This is a genomic window from Gordonia malaquae (assembly GCF_037148075.1).
GTDB lineage: Bacteria > Actinomycetota > Actinomycetes > Mycobacteriales > Mycobacteriaceae > Gordonia > Gordonia malaquae.
In genome coordinates this window covers 130,642-152,718 of sequence record NZ_JBBCUB010000006.1, presented here as the reverse complement: position 1 = coordinate 152,718, position 22,077 = coordinate 130,642, and the positions used below count along the sequence as shown (strand labels likewise).

The 22,077-nt window shown below is 65.9% G+C and carries 17 protein-coding genes; 8 read left to right on the top strand and 9 right to left on the bottom strand.

What is annotated here, in order from left to right; genetic code table 11:
• Positions 1–43: 43 nt before the first annotated feature.
• Complete coding sequence (locus WFK36_RS19400; RefSeq protein ID WP_336793644.1) at positions 44–1,216, top strand: hypothetical protein; 1,173 nt, start codon at positions 44–46, stop codon at positions 1,214–1,216.
• Here the strand turns inward: WFK36_RS19400 and WFK36_RS19395 are convergent.
• Both WFK36_RS19395 and WFK36_RS19390 read right to left on the bottom strand, forming a co-directional pair.
• Positions 1,191–2,801 (bottom strand): AMP-binding protein, encoded by a 1,611-nt coding sequence (locus WFK36_RS19395; protein ID WP_336793642.1) that lies wholly within the window; start codon positions 2,799–2,801, stop codon positions 1,191–1,193. The genes WFK36_RS19400 and WFK36_RS19395 overlap by 26 nt on opposite strands.
• A complete protein-coding gene (locus tag WFK36_RS19390) occupies positions 2,798–4,195 on the bottom strand; it encodes a lipase family protein (RefSeq protein WP_336793641.1) in 1,398 nt (465 codons plus the stop codon). Before WFK36_RS19390 ends, WFK36_RS19395 begins: the two co-directional genes overlap by 4 nt.
• A 118-nt stretch (positions 4,196–4,313) precedes the next feature.
• Here WFK36_RS19390 and WFK36_RS19385 point away from each other — a divergent pair, with 118 nt between their 5' ends.
• The 3 genes from WFK36_RS19385 (at position 4,314) to WFK36_RS19375 (ending at position 7,039) form a co-directional block, all read left to right on the top strand.
• On the top strand, positions 4,314–5,525 hold the full coding sequence (locus tag WFK36_RS19385; protein WP_336793639.1) for a PucR family transcriptional regulator: 1,212 nt from the start codon (positions 4,314–4,316) through the stop codon (positions 5,523–5,525).
• An 81-nt stretch (positions 5,526–5,606) separates the two neighbouring features.
• Positions 5,607–6,347 carry a FadR/GntR family transcriptional regulator gene (locus WFK36_RS19380; RefSeq protein WP_336793637.1) on the top strand — a complete coding sequence of 247 codons (741 nt, stop codon included), beginning with the start codon at positions 5,607–5,609 and terminating at the stop codon, positions 6,345–6,347.
• A gap of 14 nt (positions 6,348–6,361) precedes the next feature.
• Positions 6,362–7,039 carry a PDC sensor domain-containing protein gene (locus WFK36_RS19375; protein ID WP_336793636.1) on the top strand — a complete coding sequence of 226 codons (678 nt, stop codon included), beginning with the start codon at positions 6,362–6,364 and terminating at the stop codon, positions 7,037–7,039.
• A gap of 74 nt (positions 7,040–7,113) precedes the next feature.
• On the opposite strand, the gene WFK36_RS19370 is transcribed toward WFK36_RS19375, so the two are convergent.
• The 4 genes from WFK36_RS19370 to WFK36_RS19355 all read right to left on the bottom strand — a co-directional run bounded on the left by WFK36_RS19370 (position 7,114) and on the right by WFK36_RS19355 (position 11,178).
• Entirely contained in the window at positions 7,114–7,914 is an 801-nt protein-coding gene (locus tag WFK36_RS19370) for an ABC transporter permease (protein ID WP_336793634.1), read from the bottom strand.
• A 15-nt stretch (positions 7,915–7,929) separates the two neighbouring features.
• A complete protein-coding gene (locus tag WFK36_RS19365; protein WP_336793633.1) occupies positions 7,930–8,826 on the bottom strand; it encodes an ABC transporter permease in 897 nt (298 codons plus the stop codon).
• Between the two features lie 102 nt (positions 8,827–8,928).
• Positions 8,929–10,107, bottom strand: coding sequence for an ABC transporter substrate-binding protein (locus tag WFK36_RS19360; protein WP_008377265.1), 1,179 nt, complete (start codon positions 10,105–10,107; stop codon positions 8,929–8,931).
• Positions 10,108–10,146: 39 nt separating this feature from the next.
• Positions 10,147–11,178 carry an ABC transporter ATP-binding protein gene (locus WFK36_RS19355; protein ID WP_336793632.1) on the bottom strand — a complete coding sequence of 344 codons (1,032 nt, stop codon included), beginning with the start codon at positions 11,176–11,178 and terminating at the stop codon, positions 10,147–10,149.
• Positions 11,179–11,399: 221 nt separating this feature from the next.
• Between WFK36_RS19355 and WFK36_RS19350 the strand changes: the two genes are divergently transcribed.
• On the top strand, positions 11,400–12,887 hold the full coding sequence (locus WFK36_RS19350) for an MFS transporter (protein WP_336793630.1): 1,488 nt from the start codon (positions 11,400–11,402) through the stop codon (positions 12,885–12,887).
• 160 nt (positions 12,888–13,047) lie between these two features.
• A complete protein-coding gene (gene leuA / locus WFK36_RS19345; RefSeq protein ID WP_336793628.1) occupies positions 13,048–14,895 on the top strand; it encodes a 2-isopropylmalate synthase in 1,848 nt (615 codons plus the stop codon).
• 279 nt (positions 14,896–15,174) lie between these two features.
• Here leuA and WFK36_RS19340 read toward each other — a convergent pair whose 3' ends face one another.
• Positions 15,175–17,520, bottom strand: coding sequence for a beta strand repeat-containing protein (locus WFK36_RS19340; RefSeq protein ID WP_336793627.1), 2,346 nt, complete (start codon positions 17,518–17,520; stop codon positions 15,175–15,177).
• Between the two features lie 179 nt (positions 17,521–17,699).
• On the opposite strand from WFK36_RS19340, the gene WFK36_RS19335 reads away from it, so the two are divergent.
• The gene (locus tag WFK36_RS19335) at positions 17,700–18,314 is read left to right on the top strand and encodes an ASCH domain-containing protein (RefSeq protein ID WP_008377257.1); all 615 of its coding nucleotides are present in this window, start codon (positions 17,700–17,702) and stop codon (positions 18,312–18,314) included.
• 33 nt (positions 18,315–18,347) lie between these two features.
• Here the strand turns inward: WFK36_RS19335 and WFK36_RS19330 are convergent, their stop codons facing one another.
• Complete coding sequence (locus tag WFK36_RS19330; protein WP_336793625.1) at positions 18,348–19,325, bottom strand: helix-turn-helix transcriptional regulator; 978 nt, start codon at positions 19,323–19,325, stop codon at positions 18,348–18,350.
• A gap of 32 nt (positions 19,326–19,357) precedes the next feature.
• On the opposite strand from WFK36_RS19330, the gene WFK36_RS19325 reads away from it, so the two are divergent.
• Positions 19,358–20,902: an MFS transporter gene (locus WFK36_RS19325; protein WP_336793623.1), complete on the top strand. Its 1,545-nt coding sequence runs from the start codon at positions 19,358–19,360 to the stop codon at positions 20,900–20,902.
• A gap of 86 nt (positions 20,903–20,988) precedes the next feature.
• Here the strand turns inward: WFK36_RS19325 and WFK36_RS19320 are convergent, their stop codons facing one another.
• The gene (locus tag WFK36_RS19320) at positions 20,989–22,056 is read right to left on the bottom strand and encodes an alpha/beta hydrolase (protein WP_336793621.1); all 1,068 of its coding nucleotides are present in this window, start codon (positions 22,054–22,056) and stop codon (positions 20,989–20,991) included.
• Between the last annotated feature and the right edge of the window lie 21 nt (positions 22,057–22,077).

Below are 22,077 nucleotides of genomic sequence, written 5' to 3'. Positions count from 1 at the left end.
ACGCCTGTGTGACGTCCGCTACCTGTCCGTAGGATCAACCGCGATGACTTCCGCCCTCCGCTCTCGACTCTCGACGTTCCACTGGACTCCGGCATGGACAGCCGTCACCGTCTACCTGGCGATCCGGGTGATCAGCGTATTGGTGTTGGCCTGGTTCGGCGACATCCGAGAGATGGGCCTGCGGGGTCTGCTGACCAAGTGGGACGGCACGTGGATGCTCGACATCGCGGAGTTCGGGTACGACGGCGTCCCCGTGACCGGTACGGACGCCAACGGAATACACACGGCGACAACTGCTTACGCCTTCTTCCCCGGTTATCCAGGCCTGGTCGGGCTGATCTCGCAGGTCCCTTTCGTGTCGCCGTTCGCGGCCGGCCTGATCGTCAACGTGGTGATCGGCGTTGTGGCTGCGGTGGGCATCAACCGCCTCGGCACCGTGTGCGCTCGCCGCATGCGACCGCAGGCGTCCGAAGCCGTGGCCCGTCGCGCCGGGTTGATGCTGGTGATCCTGTTCGCGGCCGCCCCGATGGGGATCGTCCTGTCGATGACGTACACCGAGGCGCTGTTCTGCGCCCTCACCGCGTGGGCGCTCGTCGGAGTCCTCGAGGAGAGGTGGCTGCTCGCCGGATTCAGCGCCCTGGCCGTCGGACTCGTTCGTCCGACGGGCATCGCCGTCGTGTTCGTGGTGATGCTCGCAGCCGTGCTCGCTCGCCGCGACGGCACCCGCGCCTGGATCGCAGGCGTTCTCGCACCGCTGGGGTACATCGGCTACCTGTGCGTGGTGTGGGCCAAGACGGGCTCCCCCACCGGCTGGTTCACCATTCAGACTTCCGGCTGGGACACCCGCTTCGACGGCGGTCGTGCCACCGGGAACTTCCTCTACGACAACCTGACCGGCGCGGCCGACTTCGTCTCTATCGCGACCTGCCTGCTGATCATCGCGTCGTTGATACTCCTGGCGTGGTCGTTCGTCGACCGTCTCCCGTGGCCGGTGCTCGTCTACGCCGTGCTCGTGATGTCGTCGGTCCTGCTGTCGAGCGGGTTGATGCAGTCGCGCGCTCGGCTGTTGCTCCCCGCATTCGTGATCCTCTTGCCGGTGGCTGTCCGACTTGCCGGTGCATCGCGGACCGCCTTCGTCTCGTCCGCGATCGGCGCGACTCTCGCGTCCGCCTGGTTCGGCGCCTACATGCTCACAGTCTTCGAGTACGCGATCTGATCGCGGTCCGTTCAGCGGCGAGCGCCAGTGCGGCGCGATCGGTCTTGCCGGTCGCCGTGCGTGGGAGGTCATCGACGAAATGCACGTCGCGCGGCGCTTTGAACCTGGCCAGGCCGTCTCGCACGTACGTCTTCACCTGTGCTTCGTCCACCGACCCGTCCGCGACGACGAAGGCCGACAGCCGCTGCCCGAACTCCTCGTCCGAGACTCCGATCACGGCGGCCTCGGTTATCCGGGGATGCGTGTACAGGTAGTCCTCGATCTCGCCGGGGAACACGTTCTCGCCGCCCGACACGATCATGTCGTCGTCGCGCCCGTCGATGAAGAGACGCCCGTCTGCACTCCAGTGCCCGACGTCGCCTGTGCTCATCAGACCGTCGATGATCGACTTCCCGCCGCCACCGGAGTACCCGGTGAATGAGATCGTGTTGCCGACGTGGACCGTGCCGGTGACACCGGGTTCTGTGACGATTCGCCCCTCGCTGTACAGGTGGACGGTGATTCCCAGGGGCGGCCGCCCGACTGTTCCCGGTTCCGCCACCCAGTCGTCCGGCGTCGCGATCGTCGCGGTGCCGGTCTCGGTGCACCCGTAGAAGTTGTGGATCACCGGTCCGAGGCGTCGGATGCACTCGTCACCGAGCGACGTGGGAAGTGCGGCTCCGGCAGAGAACACCACACGCAGGCTCGACGTGTCGACGTCGTCGAGAGCGTCACCGAGGTCGAGTATGCGCCGCAGCATCGTCGGAACGACGACCACCGCATAGGCTCGGTGCCGTTCGATCTGCGCGACTGCTCTTGCCGCGTCGAAGCGACCATGCAGAACCACGGTGCACCCGAGCGCCATGGACAAGATGAGCTGCGAGAGCGCCGTGCCATGGAACAGAGGCGCGCACAGCAGTGTCACGCCGCCACGTCGGAGTGGAACCTTGTCGAGGAACTGCGCCGCGGCGAGCGGGGACTCGACCCGCCGAGGAACACCTTTCGGCGTACCCGTGGTCCCACCGGTCAAGATCACGAACCCACCCTGAGCGGACGGCGGTGCGAGCGCCTCGCCGCTCCTCGACTCGACGGACGCCTCGAGCGAGAGCCGCCGCACCGTGCCGAGGCTGTCGGCGACGGTTTCGGCGAACTCGTCGTCGAACACGATCGCGTCGACTCCCTCCCTCAACGCGACATCGGTGAACTGCGCTCGGCCGAACCCGGTGTTCATCAAAACCACGCGAGCGCCGACCTTGGCGCCGACGATCAGCGCTTCGATCAGACCGCGGTGGTCCCGGCACATCACTGCGACGACTGATCCGACACCGATACCCGACGCGGACCATTCGCGCGCGAGGGCATCGGTGCGGAGGTCGAGTTCTCGGTAGGTGATCGATCCAGTCGCATCGATGACGGCGACGTTGTCCGGATCTCGCCGCGACGAGAGCCGAACCGGGCCCGCCACGGGTCCGTACGTGCGCGTCGACGAGGCGGCGAACACGATCTCCGTCGGACGGCGCAGATCGATCAGTCCGGCCCGCTGCAGAACCAGAACCTGACGTGCGGCGACACGTCCACCCCCGAGTGCACGGCGGAGTCGGTTCACCGTCCGACCGGCTTTCCGAGGAGGTCCAGGATCGTGGGAGCGACGAGCGGAAGCAACGTCGACCACAGTTCCGAAGCGGCGAGAATGGTCCCCGCGTCCTTCGTATGGCAACCGGAGTTCAACGGTTCGCCGTTGAAACGATCCTTCAGGAACTTGATCATGAGCGGTGCATAGAAGACGTCCAGAGTTATGTGTTCGGAGAAGTGATCCCGCAGGTACTGGACGTTCGCCGACGGATCGAGGCAGTACGTCTTGACCAGCTTGTCCACCGACGGACGAGGGATCAGCCAGTCGTTGGTCGACTGGATCATGAACATGGGCGCCTTCGGAGTCGCCTTGCCCATCTTGATCTTGTTCATCACCGACACGGCTCGCGGGTCGCTGAGCGCGTTGGGGATCATGAACATGCCTTCGAAATTCGCGAACGGAAGCACCATCGCAGTGGGAACCTGGCAGAGGTTCTCCTTGGCCGCGACGAACGCTCGCCCTTCCGGCTTGAGGTATCGCCTGAACAGTTGGGCGAGTTCGGGATACTCGCGTGCCGCGCCGATGGCGCCCGCCGGGATGATTCCGCCTCCGAGGGTGCCCCGAGACATCTTGAGGGCCGCACCGACGTCGGCAGGGATGCCGCCTTCGGCGACGCCGACGATGTTCAGCTCGGGAGCGTAGGAACCGTGGAGTTCAGCCGCGTGGCCGGTCGCGAGCGCACCGCCCGAATATCCGGCCAGCCCGACTTTCGTGTTCGGGTTCAGGCCCATCGGTTTGAAGTTCTCCGCCGCACGAATCGCGTCGAGCGAGATCATTCCTTCGAGCGGCCCTGCACCGAACGCCTGTTTCGGCCCTTGCGTGTCCGGGATGACAACAGCCCAACCGAGTTCGGCTGCCGCAATCGGGACGTACATCAGGCTCGACGTCTCCGACGACCCCGCGAGCGGCCCCAGCGAGGCCAGCTGCATGAGGTACGACGGCCTGCAGTACTGGCCGAGCGAGTCTTCGGCTTGCTGGAATGACAGCAGCGGTCGAGGACGTTGTGCGCGCCCACGCGGCTTCATCACCGTCGCGACCGACGGGATCGCCCGCCCCTTCGTGTCCGTCGACCGGAACGACACCTGCCAGGCGTCGATGTTGATGGGCAGGACCGCGGTGTACGCCAAGTGCACCCGACGTGCGGCGATCAGCTCCCCCGGCTTCTTGGAGTCGACGACCTTCTGCGGCGGCTTGTAGAACGGGTCGAATTCAGGGAGCGTCGGCGGGATCGGGAACGGCAAGGCCGGCTTCACCGGCACCTGTGTCGGAGCCGCCGATGCATGCCCCGCGAAGAGCATCGTGACAGCCGCGCACAGCGCGACCGCGGCGGTGACCGGACCGCGGAACCGGGATCGAGTGTGATTCATGTCATCAGTTCATCGCGGCTGAAGCAGGCTGAACAATGAGCATTTCTTAGAAATCTCGCCCAACCCTATTGTGCAGTTTGTTCACACGGACTGGCGTGGATCGCCCTAGTGTTCTGGTATGTCCCCATCGATGACTCCCGCCGTGCGCGAAGCAGCCGTCGCCCGGCTCCATAAGCGCGCACGGGCTGTGATCAGCGGCTTCTCCACCGACCTGCCGCGCTACGAACGTGCTCCCACGTCGATGGTCGAACGCGAAGTCGTCGCCGGCGTGCATCTCAACGTGGACCTGTTCGTCCGAACCCTCGTGACCGGAGTGCAACCGACAGAGGCGGAGATGGCTCCGATCGTCGCGATCGCCGTGCAGCGCCACGCTGACGGTGTAGCGGCCGGTGAGATCGTCGCAACCTATCAGGCGGGCGCGGATCTCATATGGACCGCGATCATCGCCGACGCCGACCCTCAGGAGACGGCGGTCCTCCTCGAGTCAGCGTCGTCCCTGATGAGGTACCTCATGGCTGTGACCTCACGAATCGCCGACGCCTGCGGAGACCGGCACGGGTCGGCGAACGATCGAGAGCTCACGCGGCAGGCCGTTGCGCAGGCCCTCATCGATGGGCGCGAGCCTGCGGAGACCGATCTTCGGCAAGTGCCCCTCACCGACCGCTACCGAGTGGCGTTCGTGCGTGCGCGGCCGACGGAGACCACTGATCTGAGGGCGATCGCCTACCACCTGCGCGACGACTCCTCCGGCGAGGTTCTCGTCGCCGGACACGCGGAGGGCCTCGTCGCGCTTTTCCCCGCACACGACGACGCGGGGCCAGTCGTTGTGTGCGATGCGCTGCGGCGATCCGGCACTCCCCCGGGCGTCGGTGCACGTCCGAACCGGTTCGTCGGCGGAGTGAGCGATCCGATGCCCCGGCGGTCGATTCCGACCGCTCTACGCCAGGCCCGGCTGCTGGCGGATCTGACGACGCTGTTCGGCGACGGCGACGGACCTGCGCATGTGGGCGACGTGCTGTTCCCGTACCTGGTCGCCACCCAGACTGCTCTGCACGCACGGTTGCTCGATGTGGTCGACGCCTTGAGCGCCGCCCCGGTCCTCGCCGAGACCGTCGCGGTGTATCTCGATTGCGCAGGCAATCAGCTCGCCGCCGCACGCATGCTGAACGTCCACCGAAACACTGTCGGCTATCGCCTGATGAAAGCCGCCGAACTGAGCGGCCACGACCCGACATCACCGCACGGGGGCCGTGTGCACGCGTCAGCGCGGATCGTCGCCGCGCTACGTGACGCTGGTCGGCTGCCCGACGGGGCCCGTACCGACGATTGAACCTCGCGAGCCAGACAACCGCATCCGGCCTGATCCGACCATCGGTACACTCGGGACACACGCCGAACCGAGGAGACTCCGATGAGCACTGCGCCGATCCGCAGTGCGTCGGCAGTGTTCCGCCCTCTTCGCTCCGGTTCGCTGGTCGATCAGATCACCGACCGGATTCTCGACGCCGCGGAGTCCGGGCTTCTGCAGCCGGGCCAGCGTCTCCCGAATGAAGCGGAGTTCGCGGCTGCACTCGGAGTCTCCGCGCTGACGATCCGCGAGGCCCTGTCCCGTCTGCGTTCCGAAAAAGTCGTCGTGACCACCCGTGGACGCACCGGCGGAAGTTTCATCTCACCGGCGCTGGCACCGTCGACCGCCCGTGCAGAAGACCGCCTCCGCGACCTGACACGGCTCGAGATCGCCGAGATGGCCGCCCATTTCGAGGCGCTCGCCGTCGGGTGTGCACGGGCCGCAGCTCGCCGTGCGGGCGCCGCCGACGTCGTGGCGCTTCGCGCCATCACGGTCATCGATCCCGAAGTTTCCGACTTGTCGGTCGCCTGGCGGCAGGTCGAGACGGAGTTCATCGTCGAAGTCGCGACGATCGCGCGCATCGCACGCCTCTCCCGTGCTCTGATGTCCGTGCAGTCGGAGTACGGAGTCCTCACGCTTCTGCCCAATGAGGACTCCGACTACCGGCACCAGGTGGCCGGGTTGAGAAACGATCTGACTGATCGCCTTGAGGCACGTGACGAGTCCAGCGCAGCGTCGACGATGCGCGGGCTCATCGCCGCGAACACCACGTGGCTCCTCACGAGGCGCGCTGAACTGATGTGAAGGGAGGGGTCGGAATGAGCCGATCGGCGGACCGACCGAGAGAAGTCGTGGCCATCGCCGCGACCATGGACTCGTTCGCCGAACGCGTCCAGGAATGGTCTGTGCAGTTGGGCCGAAAGTTCGCCGCACATCGTGGCGCGCTGTCGGCCACCGCCGTCGACCGCATCGTCAAACCCGATGTGGAAGTGATGCTCGCCGATCCGGACGCCAACGTCGCGGGAGGCGGCTTCGTGGCCGCGTCGGGGTTGCTTCCGTCAGGTGGCAGCTTCATGGCGTGGTGGCAAGGCGAGTCCGTGGATCGTGTCGACGCCCTGGCCAATCTCTCGATGACCGCGGCCAACCGCTACCTGGACGCCGACTGGTACCAGGGCCCGGTCACCACCGGACGGCTCACGGTGACCGGACCGTACATCGACATGCTGTGCACCGACGAGTTCGCGCTCACCTACACGTGCCCCGTCACGTGGCCCGGAGCTCCGACGACCACGTCCGTCGCGGGCATCGACGTGACAGTCGCCGACTTGGAGAAGATCCTCTATCGCGAACTCGCCGCCCTGGGTCCCGACGCCGCGCTGGTCAATGCCGAAGGACGCGCGATCGTCACCGCGTCGCCGGCCGAGCTTCCGGGCGACTTCGTCACCACCGACCGCACGACGTGGCCGCTGAACCACGGACTGGCGGTCGTCGTCTGAGTCTTTCCGCAGACATGGATCACTCGCGCCCGGGAGCGGTGGTCACCGGGCGCGAGTGAATTTTTGGGGCGGCATCAGCGAGCGGTCGCCTGCTGACCGGAGAGCCGCTGGGCCAACCAGATCGGGATCACCGAGACGACGATCAGGACCACTGCGACCACGTTGACGATCGGCGCCTGGATCGGGCGGAACAGGTTCTGCAGGATCCACACGGGCAGCGTCTGTTCGCCGGAACCGAGCGTGAACGTGGTGACGATGATCTCGTCGAAGCTCAGCGCGAATGACAGCAGGCCGCCTGCCAGAAGCGCGGAGCGCAACTGCGGCAGGGTCACGTTCCAGAACGTCTGGAAGACACCCGCACCGAGGTCGGCCGAGGCCTCCTCCAACCGCGAACTCATCTGCTGAAGTCGCGCCTGCGCGTTGTTCAACACGGTGACCATGCAGAATGTCGCATGCGCGATGATCACCGTCCACATCGACAGAGGCACGCCGAGGACTGTCGTGAACAGGTTGTTCAACGCGATGCCGGTGACGATGCCTGGGAGCGCGATCGGCAGGATCGCCAGCAGGTTCACCGAGCTCTTGCCGAAGAACGAGTACCGCTGCAGTGCCATGGCGAGCAGAGTGCCGAGCACGAGCGCGATCGCCGTCGAGGCCAACGCGACCTTCACCGACACCCACACGGCGTCGAGCACAGCCTGATTCTGCGCGGCACGCTTCCACCATTCGAGAGTGAAGCCGGTGGGCGGCCAACCGAACGCCTTGTCGGCGTTGAACGAGTTGATCAGGACGAGCCCGAGCGGAACGTAGATGAACGCGAGGACGAGAGAGGTGAGGACACCGAGCACCCAGCGGGCAGACGTGGACAGTCTCATATCGATCAGCTCCTGCTAGACGTTCTTCAGTGCGCCGGTGCGTCGGACCAGCAGCAGATAGGCGAAGACGATGACGATCGGCACCAGCGACACCGCGGCCGCGAGTGGGAGGTTGTTGGCGCCGCCGACGTTGGCGTACACGACATTGCCCAGCATCTGCGTGGTGCCGCCGACGATCTGGACGGTGATGTAGTCGCCGAGCGACAGGGAGAAGGTGAAGATGGTGCCCGCGATGATCGCCGGTTTGAGCAGCGGCAGGATCACCCAGCGGATTGTCGATCCCGGCTTGGCGCCGAGGTCACCCGACGCCTCCAGGAGGGAGCTGGGAATCCGTTCGAAGCCTGCGTGGATCGGCAGGATCATGTACGGGAGCCACACGTACGACAGCGTGATGACCACGGCCGTCAGGCTGTAGCCGGGACTGTCGATCCCGAGCGGCTTCGCGAGCCACGAGAACAGCCCGCCGTCGGCGAGGATGTTTCGCCAGGCGTAGACCTTCACGAGGTAGCTGGCCCAGAGCGGCATCAGAACGGCGGCGACCAGCAGCTTCTGCCAGCGCTGCGGCGCGACCTTCGCGATGAAGAACGCGATCGGAAGAGCGAGGATCACATCGATGACGGTCACTGCGAGGGCGACGAACACCGTGCGCAGCGCGACCTTCTGATAGATCGACTCGGTGAGGACCGCTTTGATGTTGTCGAACGTCCACTCTTGCGAGATCGCGCCGGTGAACGTGTCGACCGTCCACAGCGATGTCACCAGCAGCAGGATCAGTGCGAGCACGTAGATCAGCGCGAGCCACCCGGTCGGCAGGATCAGGAGCCCGGCCAGACGCAGTCGAGGCATGCGGTTCAGCAGCGCCGACAGCGGACGTGGCCGCACCGGTGCGTCCGTGTGGGAAGTCGTAGTCATCGAGAAGTCCTCAGTTGATGATCAGTGGTGACGATGAAGAGCCGTGGAGGCGGTGACCGCGCCGGCGAGACGCTTCGACTCACTGCGCGGTCACCGGTCGGGTCAGCCCTTGATTTCGAGCCAGGCCTTCGTCCACTCGGAGTAGTCGATGCACTTCACATCGGTGCGTCCGTCGAGGCACGCGGCGACAGGCGTGGTCCAGTACCAGATCTTCGACGCGTAGTCGGCGTCGCCGGAATGGTAGGTGTCGCAGTGCTTCTTGTCGGTCGTCAGCTCACACGCCTTCGGGTTGGCGGGCGATTCGCCGAAGTACTCGGCGACCTGCGCGTTGGCCTTAGGAGAGACGATGTAGTCGAGCCACTTGTACGCGCAGTTCTTCCGCTCCGACTTCGAGCTGACCATCCAGGTGTCCGACCAACCGGTCGCTCCTTCGGACGGCAGCACTGTCTCGACCGGCGTGTTGTTGCCCTTGGCGATGTTCGCGCCGACCTGCCAGGTGGTGCCGACCACGCTGGAGCCGTTGCCGAACGCCTGAACCGACTTGGTGATGTCGCTCCAGTATTCGCCGACGTTGGGTCGCTGCTCCTTGAGGAGGGCGACGGCTGCGTCGAACTGGGTCTGATCAAGCGCGTACGGGTTCTTGATGCCGAGTTCGGGCTTGTGCGCCATCAAGTACATCGCGGCGTCGGCGATGTAGATCGGCGAGTCGTATGCGGTCACCTTGCCCTTGTGCTTCGGTGCGTCCTCGAACACCGCCTTCCACGACGTGGGCGCCGGTTGAACGATGTCGGTGCGGTACATCAGCAGGTTGGCGCCCCAACCGTGCGGCACGCCGTAGTTCACACCGTCGACCGTGTTCCACGGCTTGTTCTTGAGGAACGGGAACACGTCCTTGTAGTTCGTCAGGAGGTCCGTGTTGATCGGATCCACGTCGCCGCCTTCGATGAGGCGCAGCGACGCGTCTCCGGAGGCAGAGACCACGTCGTACTGTCCCGACCGCATCAGCGTGAGCGCCTCGTCGGACGTTCCGAAGGGCTTGAACTCGACCATGCAGCCGGTCTGCTCTTCGAACGGCTTGACCCAGTTGGCGTTCGGATCGTTGCTGCCGTCTTCGACGTAGCCGGGCCACGCGAGGATCGAGACCTTGCCCTCACCGTCGCCGAGTGCCGTCATCTTGTCGGTCGACCGGCCGGAGCCGCCGTCGGCTCCACACGCGGCGACCGTCATGGCGAGCGCGGCGGCGGCACTCGCCACCGCGAGCGCCCTCTTACTGAACTTCATGATGTTCCTTTCGATTGGAGAAACTCGGTGCGGTCGCGACTACGCCGCGTTGTCGGGGAGCCAGACGACATCGGTGTCGGACCACGACACCGTCACCGCCTGACCCGGTTGGATGCCGTCTCCGCCGCCCGGATGCAGCGCCACGATCTCCGTGCCGTCGTCGAGCCGAACGGTGACGTGGGTGGTGGCGCCGAGGTAAGCCACCGACATCACCTCGCCGGAGCCGGAGCTTCGGCCGGCCCCGGCCTGCTCACCGAAGACGATCTGCTCCGGACGCAGCGTGAACTCGATGTCCCGGCCGTACCGTTGGGTGGCGGCCTTCGCGGTGAACAGGTTCGACGTCCCGACGAAGTCGGCGACGAACCGACTGTTCGGGCGCGTGTACAGCCCCCGCGGAGTGTCGACCTGCTGCAGGGCGCCGTCGTTGAACACTCCAACGCGGTCGCTCATCGTGAGCGCCTCTTCCTGGTCGTGGGTCACGAAGATGAAGGTGATCCCGACGGAACGCTGTAGTTCCTTGAGTTCCACCTGCATTTCGCGTCGCAGCTTGAGGTCGAGAGCGCCGAGCGGCTCGTCGAGCAGCAGCACTCGAGGTTCGACGACGAGCGCTCGGGCTATCGCGACACGCTGCCGCTGACCGCCCGACAGCTGCTCGGGCTTCCGGCCGGCGAGTTTGCCCAACTGCACGCGGTCGAGCGCCGCCCGTGCGCGTTCGCGTCGTTCCGCGCGGCCGACCTTTCGCACCCGCAGGCCGTAGGCGACGTTGTCCAGCACGCTCATGTGGGGGAAGAGCGCGTAGTCCTGGAACACCGTGTTGACGTTCCGCTCGAACGGGGCCTTGTCGGTCACGTCCTCGCCGTGGAGCTCGATGGTCCCCGACGTCGGCAGTTCGAACCCGCCGATGAGTCGCAGCACCGTCGTCTTGCCGGAGCCCGACGGTCCGAGCATCGAAAAGAACTCCCCGTCACGGATGTCGAGGTCGAGGGCGTCGACGGCGGTCATGTCGCCGAACTTCTTGCAGACCTGACGTAGGCGGACCGCCACCTTCGCCTCCGGCTTCTCGTCGTTCATCGCCACTCCCTCACATTGCTTGTGGGTCACATCGCGGAGCTGATGTGATCTGAATCATGCGAGAAAACATATAACACTAGAGGCTTTATTGAAAGACTTTTCTGTGAGCAAGTTGAGAGATGGTTTTCCCTGGCCGGGGACGTACCCTTGGACCTGGCGTTCTTCCACTACCCCGGAACCTCGACGCCTACCCGTCTCCCGCAACCCGGAAGAGAACTCGCATGTCTGCGCCCGCCGCCGGTCAGGCCGCCACCCGTCGAACGTGGTTCGGCCTCATCGTTCTGCAGCTCCCAGTGCTGCTCGTCTCGATGGACTTCTCAGTCCTCTATCTCGCCATGCCGACGATCATCGACTCGGTGGGACCGTCTGCGACACAACAACTCTGGATCCTCGACATCTACGGATTCATGATCGCCGGCCTGCTGATCACGATGGGCAACATCGGCGACCGCATCGGCCGACGACGCATCCTTCTGGCCGGCGCCGCAGTGTTCGGCATCGCCTCGGTGATGGCCGCGTTCGCTCCAAGCGCCGGATTCCTCATCGCGGCGCGTGCCCTCATGGGCATCGGCGGGGCCACCCTCATGCCGGCCAGCCTCTCGCTGATCGCCAACATGTTCCCGCTCGCCCGGCAACGCGCACGTGCGATCGGCGTGTGGACCGCGGCGTTCGCGGGCGGTGCCGCGATCGGCCCCGTGATCGGCGGCGTCCTCCTGCACCACTACTGGTGGGGAGTGGTGTTCCTGATCAACGTGCCGGTGCTCGCAGTCCTGTTCTTGGCGGCGCCGTCGCTGCTGCCGGAGTTCCGCGCCGATCACACCGAGCCTTTCGACTTCGTCGGCGTCGTGCTGTCCCTGCTCGGCATCCTGCCGGCCGTCTACGCGGTCAAGGCGCTCGCCGCCGAGGGCGTCTCCGCACCGACGATCGGCGCGGGAGTGTTCGGCATCGTGATGCTGGTCGCCTTCCTCGTGCACGAGAATCGGACACCGTCGCCGCTGCTCACACTCAGTCTGTTCAAGAATGCGACGATCAGCGCGTCCCTCGCCATCGCACTCGTCGGCATGATGACGCAGGGCGGTCTGGCATATCTCACCAACCTGTACCTGCAGTCGGTCCTCGGCTTCGACGTGCTCGAGGCTGCGCTGGCCGGCATCCCCATGGCCATCACCGTCGCCTTCTTCTCGGTGTACGCGGACCGGCTGACCAGGAAGGTCGGGGTCCGCGTCGCACTCGCCGGGTCGGTCCTGATCGCAGCGGTCGCCACCATCGGACTTGTCGCACTCACCGAGACGAGCGCACTGTGGATCTTCCTGGTCCTCACGGCACTCGCCGGCGTCGGATTCGGCATCCAGTTCTCGCTGGTCACCGACGTGGTCGTGGGGTCGGCTCCACCAGAGAAGTCGGGAGCGGCATCAGGCCTGTCCGAGACCAGCTTCGAGCTCGGTACTGCGCTCGGCCTGGCCCTGCTCGGTTCGCTCGCGACGGCCGTGTTCCTCTCGAAGGACGACGGCCACGGGTTCGCCGACTCCCTCGGCGAGACGCTTCACATCCACGGAACGACCGGCCCCGCGGCCGATGCGGCCCGCGCCGCTTTCGTCGACGGACTGCACGCGGCTGCGATCGCCGGTGGCGTCCTGCTCGCCGCACTCTCGGTGGTCGTCATGGTGGTCATGCGCGGATCCATCCGCATTCAACACGGCGTCCACTGACCGAAACTAGCGACCGACTTGCGAGTGCTATCCTGGCGACATGCAGCGTGCACTCCTTCTCGGTTGCCGCGGCGGGGTCTGATCCGACCGGCCCTCCGTCGCGGGGCCTCTTCACGCGCCGGTCAACCCCATCCTTATTTCAGTAGGAGATTGACCGAAAATGGCACCAGCTGACGCTTTCACTTCCGGACCGAGCCGCATCGTCGAGCCGTCCGGCCCCATCCCCGACGGCCAGCCGAGCTGGAATCCGCAGCGCAACTCCGCGATGCCGGTCCACCGCTACCGCAGCTTCGCCGACGAGGTAGAGCAGATCTCGCTGCCCGACCGCACCTGGCCCGACAAGGTGATCGACCGCGCCCCGATGTGGTGCGCCGTCGACCTGCGCGACGGCAACCAGGCGCTGATCGACCCGATGAGCCCGGCACGCAAGCGCCGCATGTTCGATCTCCTGGTCCGCATGGGCTACAAGGAGATCGAGGTCGGTTTCCCGTCGGCCAGTCAGACCGACTTCGACTTCGTTCGCGAGATCATCGAAGACGGAGCGATCCCCGACGACGTCACCATCCAGGTGCTGACCCAGGCGCGCGGCGAACTGATCACCCGCACGTACGAAGCATGTGCCGGTGCGCAGAACGTGATCGTTCACTTCTACAACTCCACCTCGGTGCTGCAGCGTCGTGTGGTGTTCCGCGCCGACAAGGAGGCGATCACCAAGATCGCCACCGACGCCGCCACGCTCTGCCTGGAGGAGGAGAAGAAGTACCCGGACACCAACTGGCGTTACGAGTACTCCCCGGAGAGCTACACCGGCACCGAACTGCGTTACGCCAAGGAGGTGTGCGACGCCGTCTCTGCCGTCATCAAGCCCACCCCGGCCAAGCCACTGATCATCAACCTGCCCGCCACCGTCGAGATGGCGACCCCGAACGTGTACGCCGACTCCATCGAGTGGATGAGCCGCAACCTCGAACGTCGCGAATCGATCATCCTGAGCTTGCATCCCCACAACGATCGCGGTGAAGGCGTCGCCGCCGCCGAGCTCGGATACGCGGCAGGTGCGGACCGCATCGAGGGCTGCCTGTTCGGCAACGGTGAGCGCACCGGCAACGTCTGCCTGGTCACCCTGGGCATGAACATGTTCAGCCGCGGAGTCGATCCGCAGATCAACTTCGCAGACATCGACGAGATCCGTCGCACCGTCGAGTACTGCAACCAGCTGAACGTCCCCGAGCGTCACCCCTACGGCGGCGACCTGGTCTACACCGCGTTCTCCGGCAGCCACCAGGACGCCATCAACAAGGGCCTCGATCAGATGAAGATCGACGCCGACGCCCAGGACAAGGACGTCGACGACATCCTGTGGCAGGTTCCCTACCTGCCGATCGACCCCAAGGACGTCGGCCGCAACTACGAGGCGGTCATCCGCGTCAACAGCCAGTCCGGCAAGGGCGGCGTCGCCTACATCATGAAGGCCGACCACGGCATGGACATGCCGCGTCGCCTGCAGATCGAGTTCAGCCGTGAGATCCAGAAGATCACCGACGGCGAAGGCGGCGAGGTGAACGCCAAGGCCATGTGGGACGTGTTCTCGCAGGAGTACCTGGAACCGATCACTCCGCTCGAGCGCATCCGGCAGCGCGTCGATGCCGCCGAGGAAGACGGCGGCGAAGACCAGATCTCGGCGATCGTCAAGGTCGACGGCGTGGAGAAGGAGATCGTCGGCGCAGGCAACGGTCCACTCGCCGCGTTCGTCCACGCTCTGAGCACCGTCGGCTACGACGTGCGCGTCCTCGACTACTCCGAGCACGCACTGACTGCAGGCGACGACGCCAACGCCGTCTGCTATGTGGAAGCCGAAGTCGACGGCGAGATCGTGTGGGGCGTCGGCATCGCGCCGTCGATCACCACCGCTAGCCTGCGCGCAGTCGTTTCGGCTGTGAACCGCGCACACCGCGCCGCAGCTCCCGCAGAGGAAGCTGCCGAGGGCGCCCGCACCTGGGCTCCGTAGCCGCTCCTGCTCCTTGGGCAGCTCGCGACCGTCTCCTTAAGCAGCCTCGCGACCGTCTCCTTGAGCAAGCGCGCCACCACTGCTCCTTGAGCGAGCTTGCGAGTCGAAAGGTCCCAACGAACCGAACGGGCCTTTCGACTCGCTGCGCTCGCTCAAGGAGCAGTTTGGTAGCGCGCTCGCTCAAGGAGCAGTTTGTAGCGCGCTCGCTCAAGGCGCGCCCGAGCAAAGGCAGAAACGCACGCACCCCCGCTCATCGAGCGGGGGTGCGTGCGTTGGCGATCAGAAGATCGAGCGGATCACGTCGGCCGCACTCATGCTGAGGCTGCCGAAGTCGAGCGAACCGTTGCCGCCGTCGGTGCCGCCGTCACCGTCGACCTTCACGATCTTCGGTCCCGAGATGGAGCCCGAGTATCCGTCGGTGCCGCTGTACGTCGCCGTGACGGTGTGATTCCCGCCGGTGGCGAACGTGTGCTGCAGCGTCGCCTCCCCGTTCACGACCGTCACCGGACTGCCGACATCGGTGCCGTCGACCTGGAAGCGAACGGTTCCGCCGTTCACACCCGACGGCGTCAGGGCTGCCTTGAGCTCCACTGCGACGCCCTTCTGAGCAGTCGACGGCGCCGACACCGTGAGGGTCGTGGACTCGTCGCCCGGATCCGGTGCAGAGACGACGATCGTCTTGGCCGCCGACGTGGAGCCGTTGAACCCGGCTGCACCGGAGTACACCGCGGTCACCTGGCGGCTGCCCGCAGTGGCGAAGGTGTGCTGGATCGACGCAGTGCCGCCGGTCACCGAGGCGGGCGAGCCGACGTTCGTGCCGTCGACCTTGAACTGCACGGTGCCACCGTTCGGAGTCGGAGACACCGACGCCGACAGCGTGACCGCGTCGCCGGTGATCGCGGCTCCCGGCGAGGTGACAGTCGTGGTCGTGTCTTCGTCGGTCGGCGTCGGATCGCTGACCGTGACCGACTCGGCCGCCGAGGTGGAGCCGTTGAAGCCTGTCGACCCGGAGAACACCGCGGTCACCTGACGGCTGCCGGTGGTGGCGAAGGTGTGCTGGATCGACGCAGTGCCGCCGGTCACCGAGGCGGGTGAGCCGACGTTCGTGCCGTCGACCTTGAACTGCACTGTGCCGCCACCCGGGTTGGGTGCGACCGTCGCCGACAGCGTCACCGCGTCACCCTTCGTCGCCGTCGACGGAGCCGACACCGTCGTGGTGGTGTCCTCGTCGACCGGCGTCGGATCGCTGACCGTGACCGTCTTGGCCGTCGACGTGGATCCACCGAAACCGGTCGATCCCGAGAAGACCGCAGTGACCTGGTGAGCACCGGCCGATGCGAAAGTGTGTTGAATCGACGCGCTGCCCGCAGTGACAGGCTTCGGCGCGCCGACGGCATCGCCGTCGACCTTGAACTGCACCGTGCCGCCGAGCGGAGTCGGAGACACCGACGCCGACAACGTCACCGCATCGCCTGCGGTCGCTGTGCCCGGAGCCGTCACAGTTGTGGTCGTGTCGATGTCGATCGGCGTCGGATCAGAGACTGTCACCGTCTTCGCCGACGACGTCGAGCCGTTGAAACCAGTTGCACCCGAGAACACCGCCGTGACCTGACGGCTTCCGGTGGTGTTGAAGGTGTGTTGGATCGAGGCCGTTCCACCCGACACCGACATCGCAGAGCCGACATTGCTGCCGTCGACCTTGAACTGGACAGTTCCGCCGCCGGGGTTGGGCGCGACGGTCGCCGAGAGCGTCACCGCGTCGCCCTTGGTCGCAGTGTTCGGAGCTGACACCGTGGTCGTCGTGTCCTCGTCGACCGGAGCGGCCGATTCGATGTTGATGGTCGCGAGCGGGCCACCGCCTGCGTTCAGTGGCGAACCCGCCGCGTCACGAGGACTGCACCTGGTAGGAGCCCACTGCGTGCCGAACAGGCTCGCCTTCGCGAGCTGTGTGCTCCAGTTCTGATCGGTGTTGTTGTTCCCGGCTGCGCCCGCGATCCGAACCGTGGGTGTGATCGTGCCACTCGCACCCGCCTTCATGGTGACGTCGACAGCCGGCAGCCGGTACCACGTGTCACCGTTGGCGTTGTTCGATCCGTCGAGATTCTTCTTCGACTTGGGAACACGGATTCCTCCTTCGGAATTCGTGCTGTTCGACGCGCCGTTCGCGATCACCTGGTTGTTCCCCGACAGGCGCAGGATGCTCCCCGCGGGGTCGACAGCTCCGCTGTCATTGACCCTGAGCACGTTCGGCGCGACATTGTCGAGGCCGATCCCGGTACCCGCGACGATCTCGGCACTCACGAACGTGGCGTTGTCGGGGATCGCGAAGTCTGCCTTCAACCGCGAGATGTTCGTCGTCGTCGCGCCCGAATCAGAGTTCGGATACGACCCCGCGATCGGCTGCACCCGGTAGGTGAACTCCTCACCCGGCGACACCGTCTCGGGAGCTGTGATCGTCACACCTGCAGGGACCACCTTGGTGACCGTGAGGATCGAGCTCGCCGTGCAGAAGTTGGTGAAGTTCGTGGTGCTAGTGCCCGCCGACGCGGGCGCCGCGCCCAACGTGCCGGCGAGCAACGCCGCGCCGCCCACAAGGGCGACGGCACGACTGGTTGTCAGTCTCATGGAGGTCCTTCGTTCAGTTCACAGAGAAATCGATTCCTCCATGTATGACACCGATCACTATTCGAGCCCACTTGATCTGTCGGCACGGCACAGAAGCGTGACTCCGCAATCGATTCGTGTCCACGAATCGACGTCGAACATCGTTTTCGGGACAGCTCGTACGGCACAGTTGAGACGTGATGATCTCCAAGCCGATCGCCGACGGCATTCGCGAGGGCAGGATCACCTGCCAGTTCCGCAGGTGGGACGAGCCGCGCGTGAAAGTCGGATCCACGCAGGTCACGTCGGCGGGGTTGGTCCGCTTCACCCGAGTCGTGCGGGTGAACGACGTCGAGCGCATCTCAGACCGGTCGGCGCGCGCCGCAGGCATGAAGGACGCCGCCGCCCTACGGAAGGCACTGGCCCCGAAGCCGAACCGCAAACCCTCGCCTCGTGGATCAAAGGGCGGCGACACGATCTACCGGGTGACGCTCGAGTGGGCAGGCGAGGACCCACGCCTCGCACTTCGCGAGGAGATACCGTCCGATGCCGAACTCGCCGACATCACCGCCCGCCTCGCTCGGCTCGACAAACGGGAGACCGGTCCGTGGACCCGGGAGATCCTCGAATGGATCCGTGACAATCCGCGCGTGGTGTCGAAGGAACTCGCTGCGCTCCGTCGGGTCGAGTTGCTTCCGATGAAGGTCGACATCCGCAAGCTCAAGGCTCTCGGGCTCACCATCAGTCACGACGTCGGATACGAACTCTCACCGCGAGGTGCCGCGTATCTGGCACACCTCGACTCCGCTCGATGAGCCGAGAAAGCCCCGCTCGATGAGCAGGAAGGATCAGCGTTCGGCGAGGTAGAGGGCCCTCGCTTCGCGGGCATTGCGGCCCCGCAACTCGTGCAGCACGGCGGGCGGGATCTCGATGAACTCGTAGTCCGCGTCGAGGCCGCCCATGGCGACGGCGATCCACCTCGCGTCGTCCACCTGCATGGTGACCTCCGCGCCGTCAGCGTGGTCGGCGACCTCGGCGTGACGACCGATCCGCGACCGGACCAGATCGGCGTCGGTGTGCACGAGCAGCCTCACGACATGCTGATCGCGTCCCGCCCGCAAGCTGTTCCGGACGTATGCCGCCGCGTCCCCGCCGGGGACCGTCCGAGGACCGAAACGACGCTTCTCCGGTTTGGCGTCGGCGAGCCTGTCCAGCCGGAAGGTGCGCCAGTCGAGGCGGTCGAGGTCGTACGCGAGCAGGTACCAACGTCGTCCCACCGGAACCAGACGAAGCGGCTCCACACGACGGCGCCCGGGCACCCGCCCGTCCCGAGCCGCGGGCGCGTAGTCGAAAGTGAGTTCCGTCGAGTCACGGCACGCGAGCGCCACCGTCGTCAGGGCCTCCGCATCGAGCACCGGAACTTCCGCTTCACCCGGCAATGTCACGCTCATCGCGCGGACGGCATCGGCTCGCCGTCGAAGTTTTGGCGGCAGCACCTGCATGACCTTCGCCAACGCACGGACCGACGCCTCCGCCAATCCAGCGGCAGGGCCCGACGCCGCACTCCGCAGCGCCGCAACGATCGCGACGGCCTCCCCCTCGTCCACCACCAACGGCGGCAGCGAGCCGCCCGGCGCGAGCTGATAGCCGCCACCTGCGCCGCGTACAGACTCGACCGGGTAACCGAGTTCGCGGAGTCGTTCGACATCGCGACGCACGGTCCGCTCGGTGGTGTCGAGTCGATCAGCGAGTTCGGCTGCCGCCCACAGCCGATGTGCCTGCAGGAGCGCAAGCAGCTTGAGTGTTCGCGTCGTCGTGTCGGCCATACAGTGATCCTCACCCCGGTAGCGGACAGAAAATGACCGGAATAGTCCCCGATCTTACCGGACAGATGCTGTCCACATTGCTTCGTAACGTCATCGGTGACCGAAAGACCACTCACCGGCAGGAGCACCTCGTGAGCACCACCCTAGACACCCCGGCGCCCGGCGCGCCGACCCTCGATTCCGGCCCGAGCATCGGTGGACGAGCGCGCACGATCGCCCTCATCTGCCTGCTCGCGGCGTCGTTCATGGAGCTCATGGACGCGACGATCGTGAACGTCGCACTCCACACTCTGCAAGAAGACCTCGGGGCCTCCCCTGCCGCTCTGCAGTGGATCGTCGCAGGTTATCCGCTCGCCTACGCGATCGGACTGATTCTCGGCGCACGCCTCGGTGACCGGTACGGCAGGCGTCGACTGTTCATTCTCGGACTCGTCGCTTTCGGTGCGGCGTCCCTCGCCTGTGGTCTCGCCGCGGATCCGACCCAGCTCGTCACGTTCCGCCTCATCCAGGGCGCCGCAGCCGCATTGATGGTTCCGCAGGTCCTGACCAACATCCAGGTCCTCTACCCGCCGGCCGAACGCGGCCGCGCCATGGGACTGTTCACTTCGGTCATCGGTGTCGCCGCAGTCACCGGACCGGTGCTGGGCGCAGTGATCACCAACGGCGACTGGTTCGACCTCTCATGGCGTCCCGCATTCCTGATCAACGTCCCGATCGCCGTCATCGCAGTGATCGCCGCTCGAATCTTCATCCCGGAGACTCACGCCGACCGTCCGGCGCCGATCACCCTCGGCTCTGTCGCACTGCTCGGAGGCTCGCTCGCCGCGATCATGGCTCCGATCACCCTCGGTCCTGAGAACGACTGGCCCGCATGGGGATTCGTCCTGATCGCGCTCGGTGTGGTGGGACTGGCCCTGTTCGGCGCTCGTCAGGTCGCCGCTGAACGTGCAGGCTCCGTGCCCATGGTCCCGCCGTCGGTGTTCGGCACGGTCTCGTTCCGCTCCGGGCTCGCCGCATTCGCAGCGCTGTCGATCCCGACGGGCGGCTACTTCCTGGTGCAATCCCTGCACGTCCAGTTGTCTCAGGGCTGGTCCGTGTTGCACACCGGCCTCATGTGGATCCCGTTCTCGTTGGCCGTCCCGATCGCGGCAGGCCTGTCGGCCACAGTGCTCGCGGCCAAGTTCGGCAAGCACGTCCTCCAGGCCGGCGCGGCCGTACTGATCACCGGCATGACTTCGATGATCGTCGCCAACGGGTCCGCCCACCCGGGAATCTGGTTCGCGGTCGCTCTGACAGTCGCAGGTCTCGGTTTCGGACTGATCGTCGGCGCGGCCGGGCTGCTCGTTCTCAACGATGTCCCGGTCGAGCAGGCGGGCGCGGCCTCCGGTGTGTTCAACACGGTCCAGGCGCTGACGGTGGCGATGGGCGCCGCGGTGATCGGCACCGTGTACAGCACGGTGTCGGAGTCGTCCGGATTCGACGCCGCCTACCGCGTCGCGATGTGGATCATGATCGGCCTCGTCGCCTTCGGCGCCGTGATCGCGCAAGCCATGCCGAAGGTGAAGGTCACCATCTGAGCGTTGCGAAGATCGCCCGTCTCACAAGCCTACGAGGGCAATGTGCCCTCGTAGGCCGATGAGACGGGCGATTCTTGCAGTAGAGGTCAGGAAACCGAGTCCATCGCCGCTGCGGCAGCGGCAGCCATCGCGGCGACCACGTCGCGTGCGGTCGGGCTGATCAACCCCATGTTCGCGAACCCGTGGATCATTCCGCCTGCACGGTTCACCGTCACGTCGACGCCCGCCTTCTCAAGAGCCGCGGCGTAATCAAGTCCTTCGTCTCGCAGCGGATCGAAGCCCGCGACCACAACGTACGCCGGCGGGAGTCCTGCCAGTTCGCCCTTCAGCGGCGACGCTCGCGGGTCGTCCACGTCGTCTCGTGACGGAAGGTACGTGTCGATGAAGAACTCCATGTCCGCCTCGGTGAGGAACAGGCCTTCGGAGAACTCCTTGATGGACCCACGCTTGGTCGACACGTCGGTCACGGGATAGATGAGAAGTTGGAGGCACGGCTGCACCGCGTCGTCGCGCACCTGCTGCGCGACGACCGCGCTCAGATTGCCGCCTGCCGAATCGCCCGCGACGACGATGCTGCGAGGGTCGAGCCCCCACGTCGGCGCCTGCTCAACGGCATATCGGAAGGCCGCGACCGAGTCGTCCACAGCTGCCGGGAACTGGTGCTCGGGTGCGAGACGGTAGTCGACGGACAGGACGTCGGCACCAGACGCGACCGCCAACGCCCGGACCAGTGAGTCGTGGCTGGCTCGACTTCCCACGACGAACCCTCCGCCATGCAGGAACACGATCAGGCCGCGGGCACCGGACTCGCTGACTCGGTATCGCGTCGCGGGGATCGGACCGTCCGCGGACGGAATGATCAGATCCTCTTCGATCGCGAACGGCGGGAACGTCTGCGCCATCGATGCAGACGTCTGGTCGAGAATCGTCCGCGACTGCGCGACGTCGCCGTTCAGCAGTGCCGCACCCGGAAGGTGCCGCGAGGCCGCCGCGATGACCGCCATCTCGGGAGCGAGGCTCTCGCCGTCGGAGTTGGTTCGGGTGGCCCGAGTGAGCGCGGCGAGCACACCACGCGGTAGCAGGCCGAGCGCCTTCATCGCCGGGCGCTGGGCGCGTGCTTGCAGGGACAGGCTGACTGACGTTGCGCGGCTCACAATTGCCGAACTTATCACCAA

Bases quoted from the DNA above. Each gene is read 5' to 3' on its own strand.
- WFK36_RS19360 (WP_008377265.1), bottom strand. From the start codon at position 10,107: ATGAAGTTCAGTAAGAGGGCGCTCGCGGTGGCGAGTGCCGCCGCCGCG.
- WFK36_RS19370 (WP_336793634.1), bottom strand. From the start codon at position 7,914: ATGAGACTGTCCACGTCTGCCCGCTGGGTGCTCGGTGTCCTCACCTCT.
- WFK36_RS19375 (WP_336793636.1), top strand. From the start codon at position 6,362: ATGAGCCGATCGGCGGACCGACCGAGAGAAGTCGTGGCCATCGCCGCG.
- WFK36_RS19340 (WP_336793627.1), bottom strand. From the start codon at position 17,520: ATGAGACTGACAACCAGTCGTGCCGTCGCCCTTGTGGGCGGCGCGGCG.
- WFK36_RS19390 (WP_336793641.1), bottom strand. From the start codon at position 4,195: ATGAATCACACTCGATCCCGGTTCCGCGGTCCGGTCACCGCCGCGGTC.
- WFK36_RS19335 (WP_008377257.1), top strand. From the start codon at position 17,700: ATGATCTCCAAGCCGATCGCCGACGGCATTCGCGAGGGCAGGATCACC.
- WFK36_RS19385 (WP_336793639.1), top strand. From the start codon at position 4,314: ATGTCCCCATCGATGACTCCCGCCGTGCGCGAAGCAGCCGTCGCCCGG.
- WFK36_RS19355 (WP_336793632.1), bottom strand. From the start codon at position 11,178: ATGAACGACGAGAAGCCGGAGGCGAAGGTGGCGGTCCGCCTACGTCAG.
- WFK36_RS19400 (WP_336793644.1), top strand. From the start codon at position 44: ATGACTTCCGCCCTCCGCTCTCGACTCTCGACGTTCCACTGGACTCCG.
- leuA (WP_336793628.1), top strand. From the start codon at position 13,048: ATGGCACCAGCTGACGCTTTCACTTCCGGACCGAGCCGCATCGTCGAG.
- WFK36_RS19380 (WP_336793637.1), top strand. From the start codon at position 5,607: ATGAGCACTGCGCCGATCCGCAGTGCGTCGGCAGTGTTCCGCCCTCTT.
- WFK36_RS19350 (WP_336793630.1), top strand. From the start codon at position 11,400: ATGTCTGCGCCCGCCGCCGGTCAGGCCGCCACCCGTCGAACGTGGTTC.
- WFK36_RS19325 (WP_336793623.1), top strand. From the start codon at position 19,358: ATGACCGGAATAGTCCCCGATCTTACCGGACAGATGCTGTCCACATTG.
- WFK36_RS19330 (WP_336793625.1), bottom strand. From the start codon at position 19,325: ATGGCCGACACGACGACGCGAACACTCAAGCTGCTTGCGCTCCTGCAG.
- WFK36_RS19365 (WP_336793633.1), bottom strand. From the start codon at position 8,826: ATGACTACGACTTCCCACACGGACGCACCGGTGCGGCCACGTCCGCTG.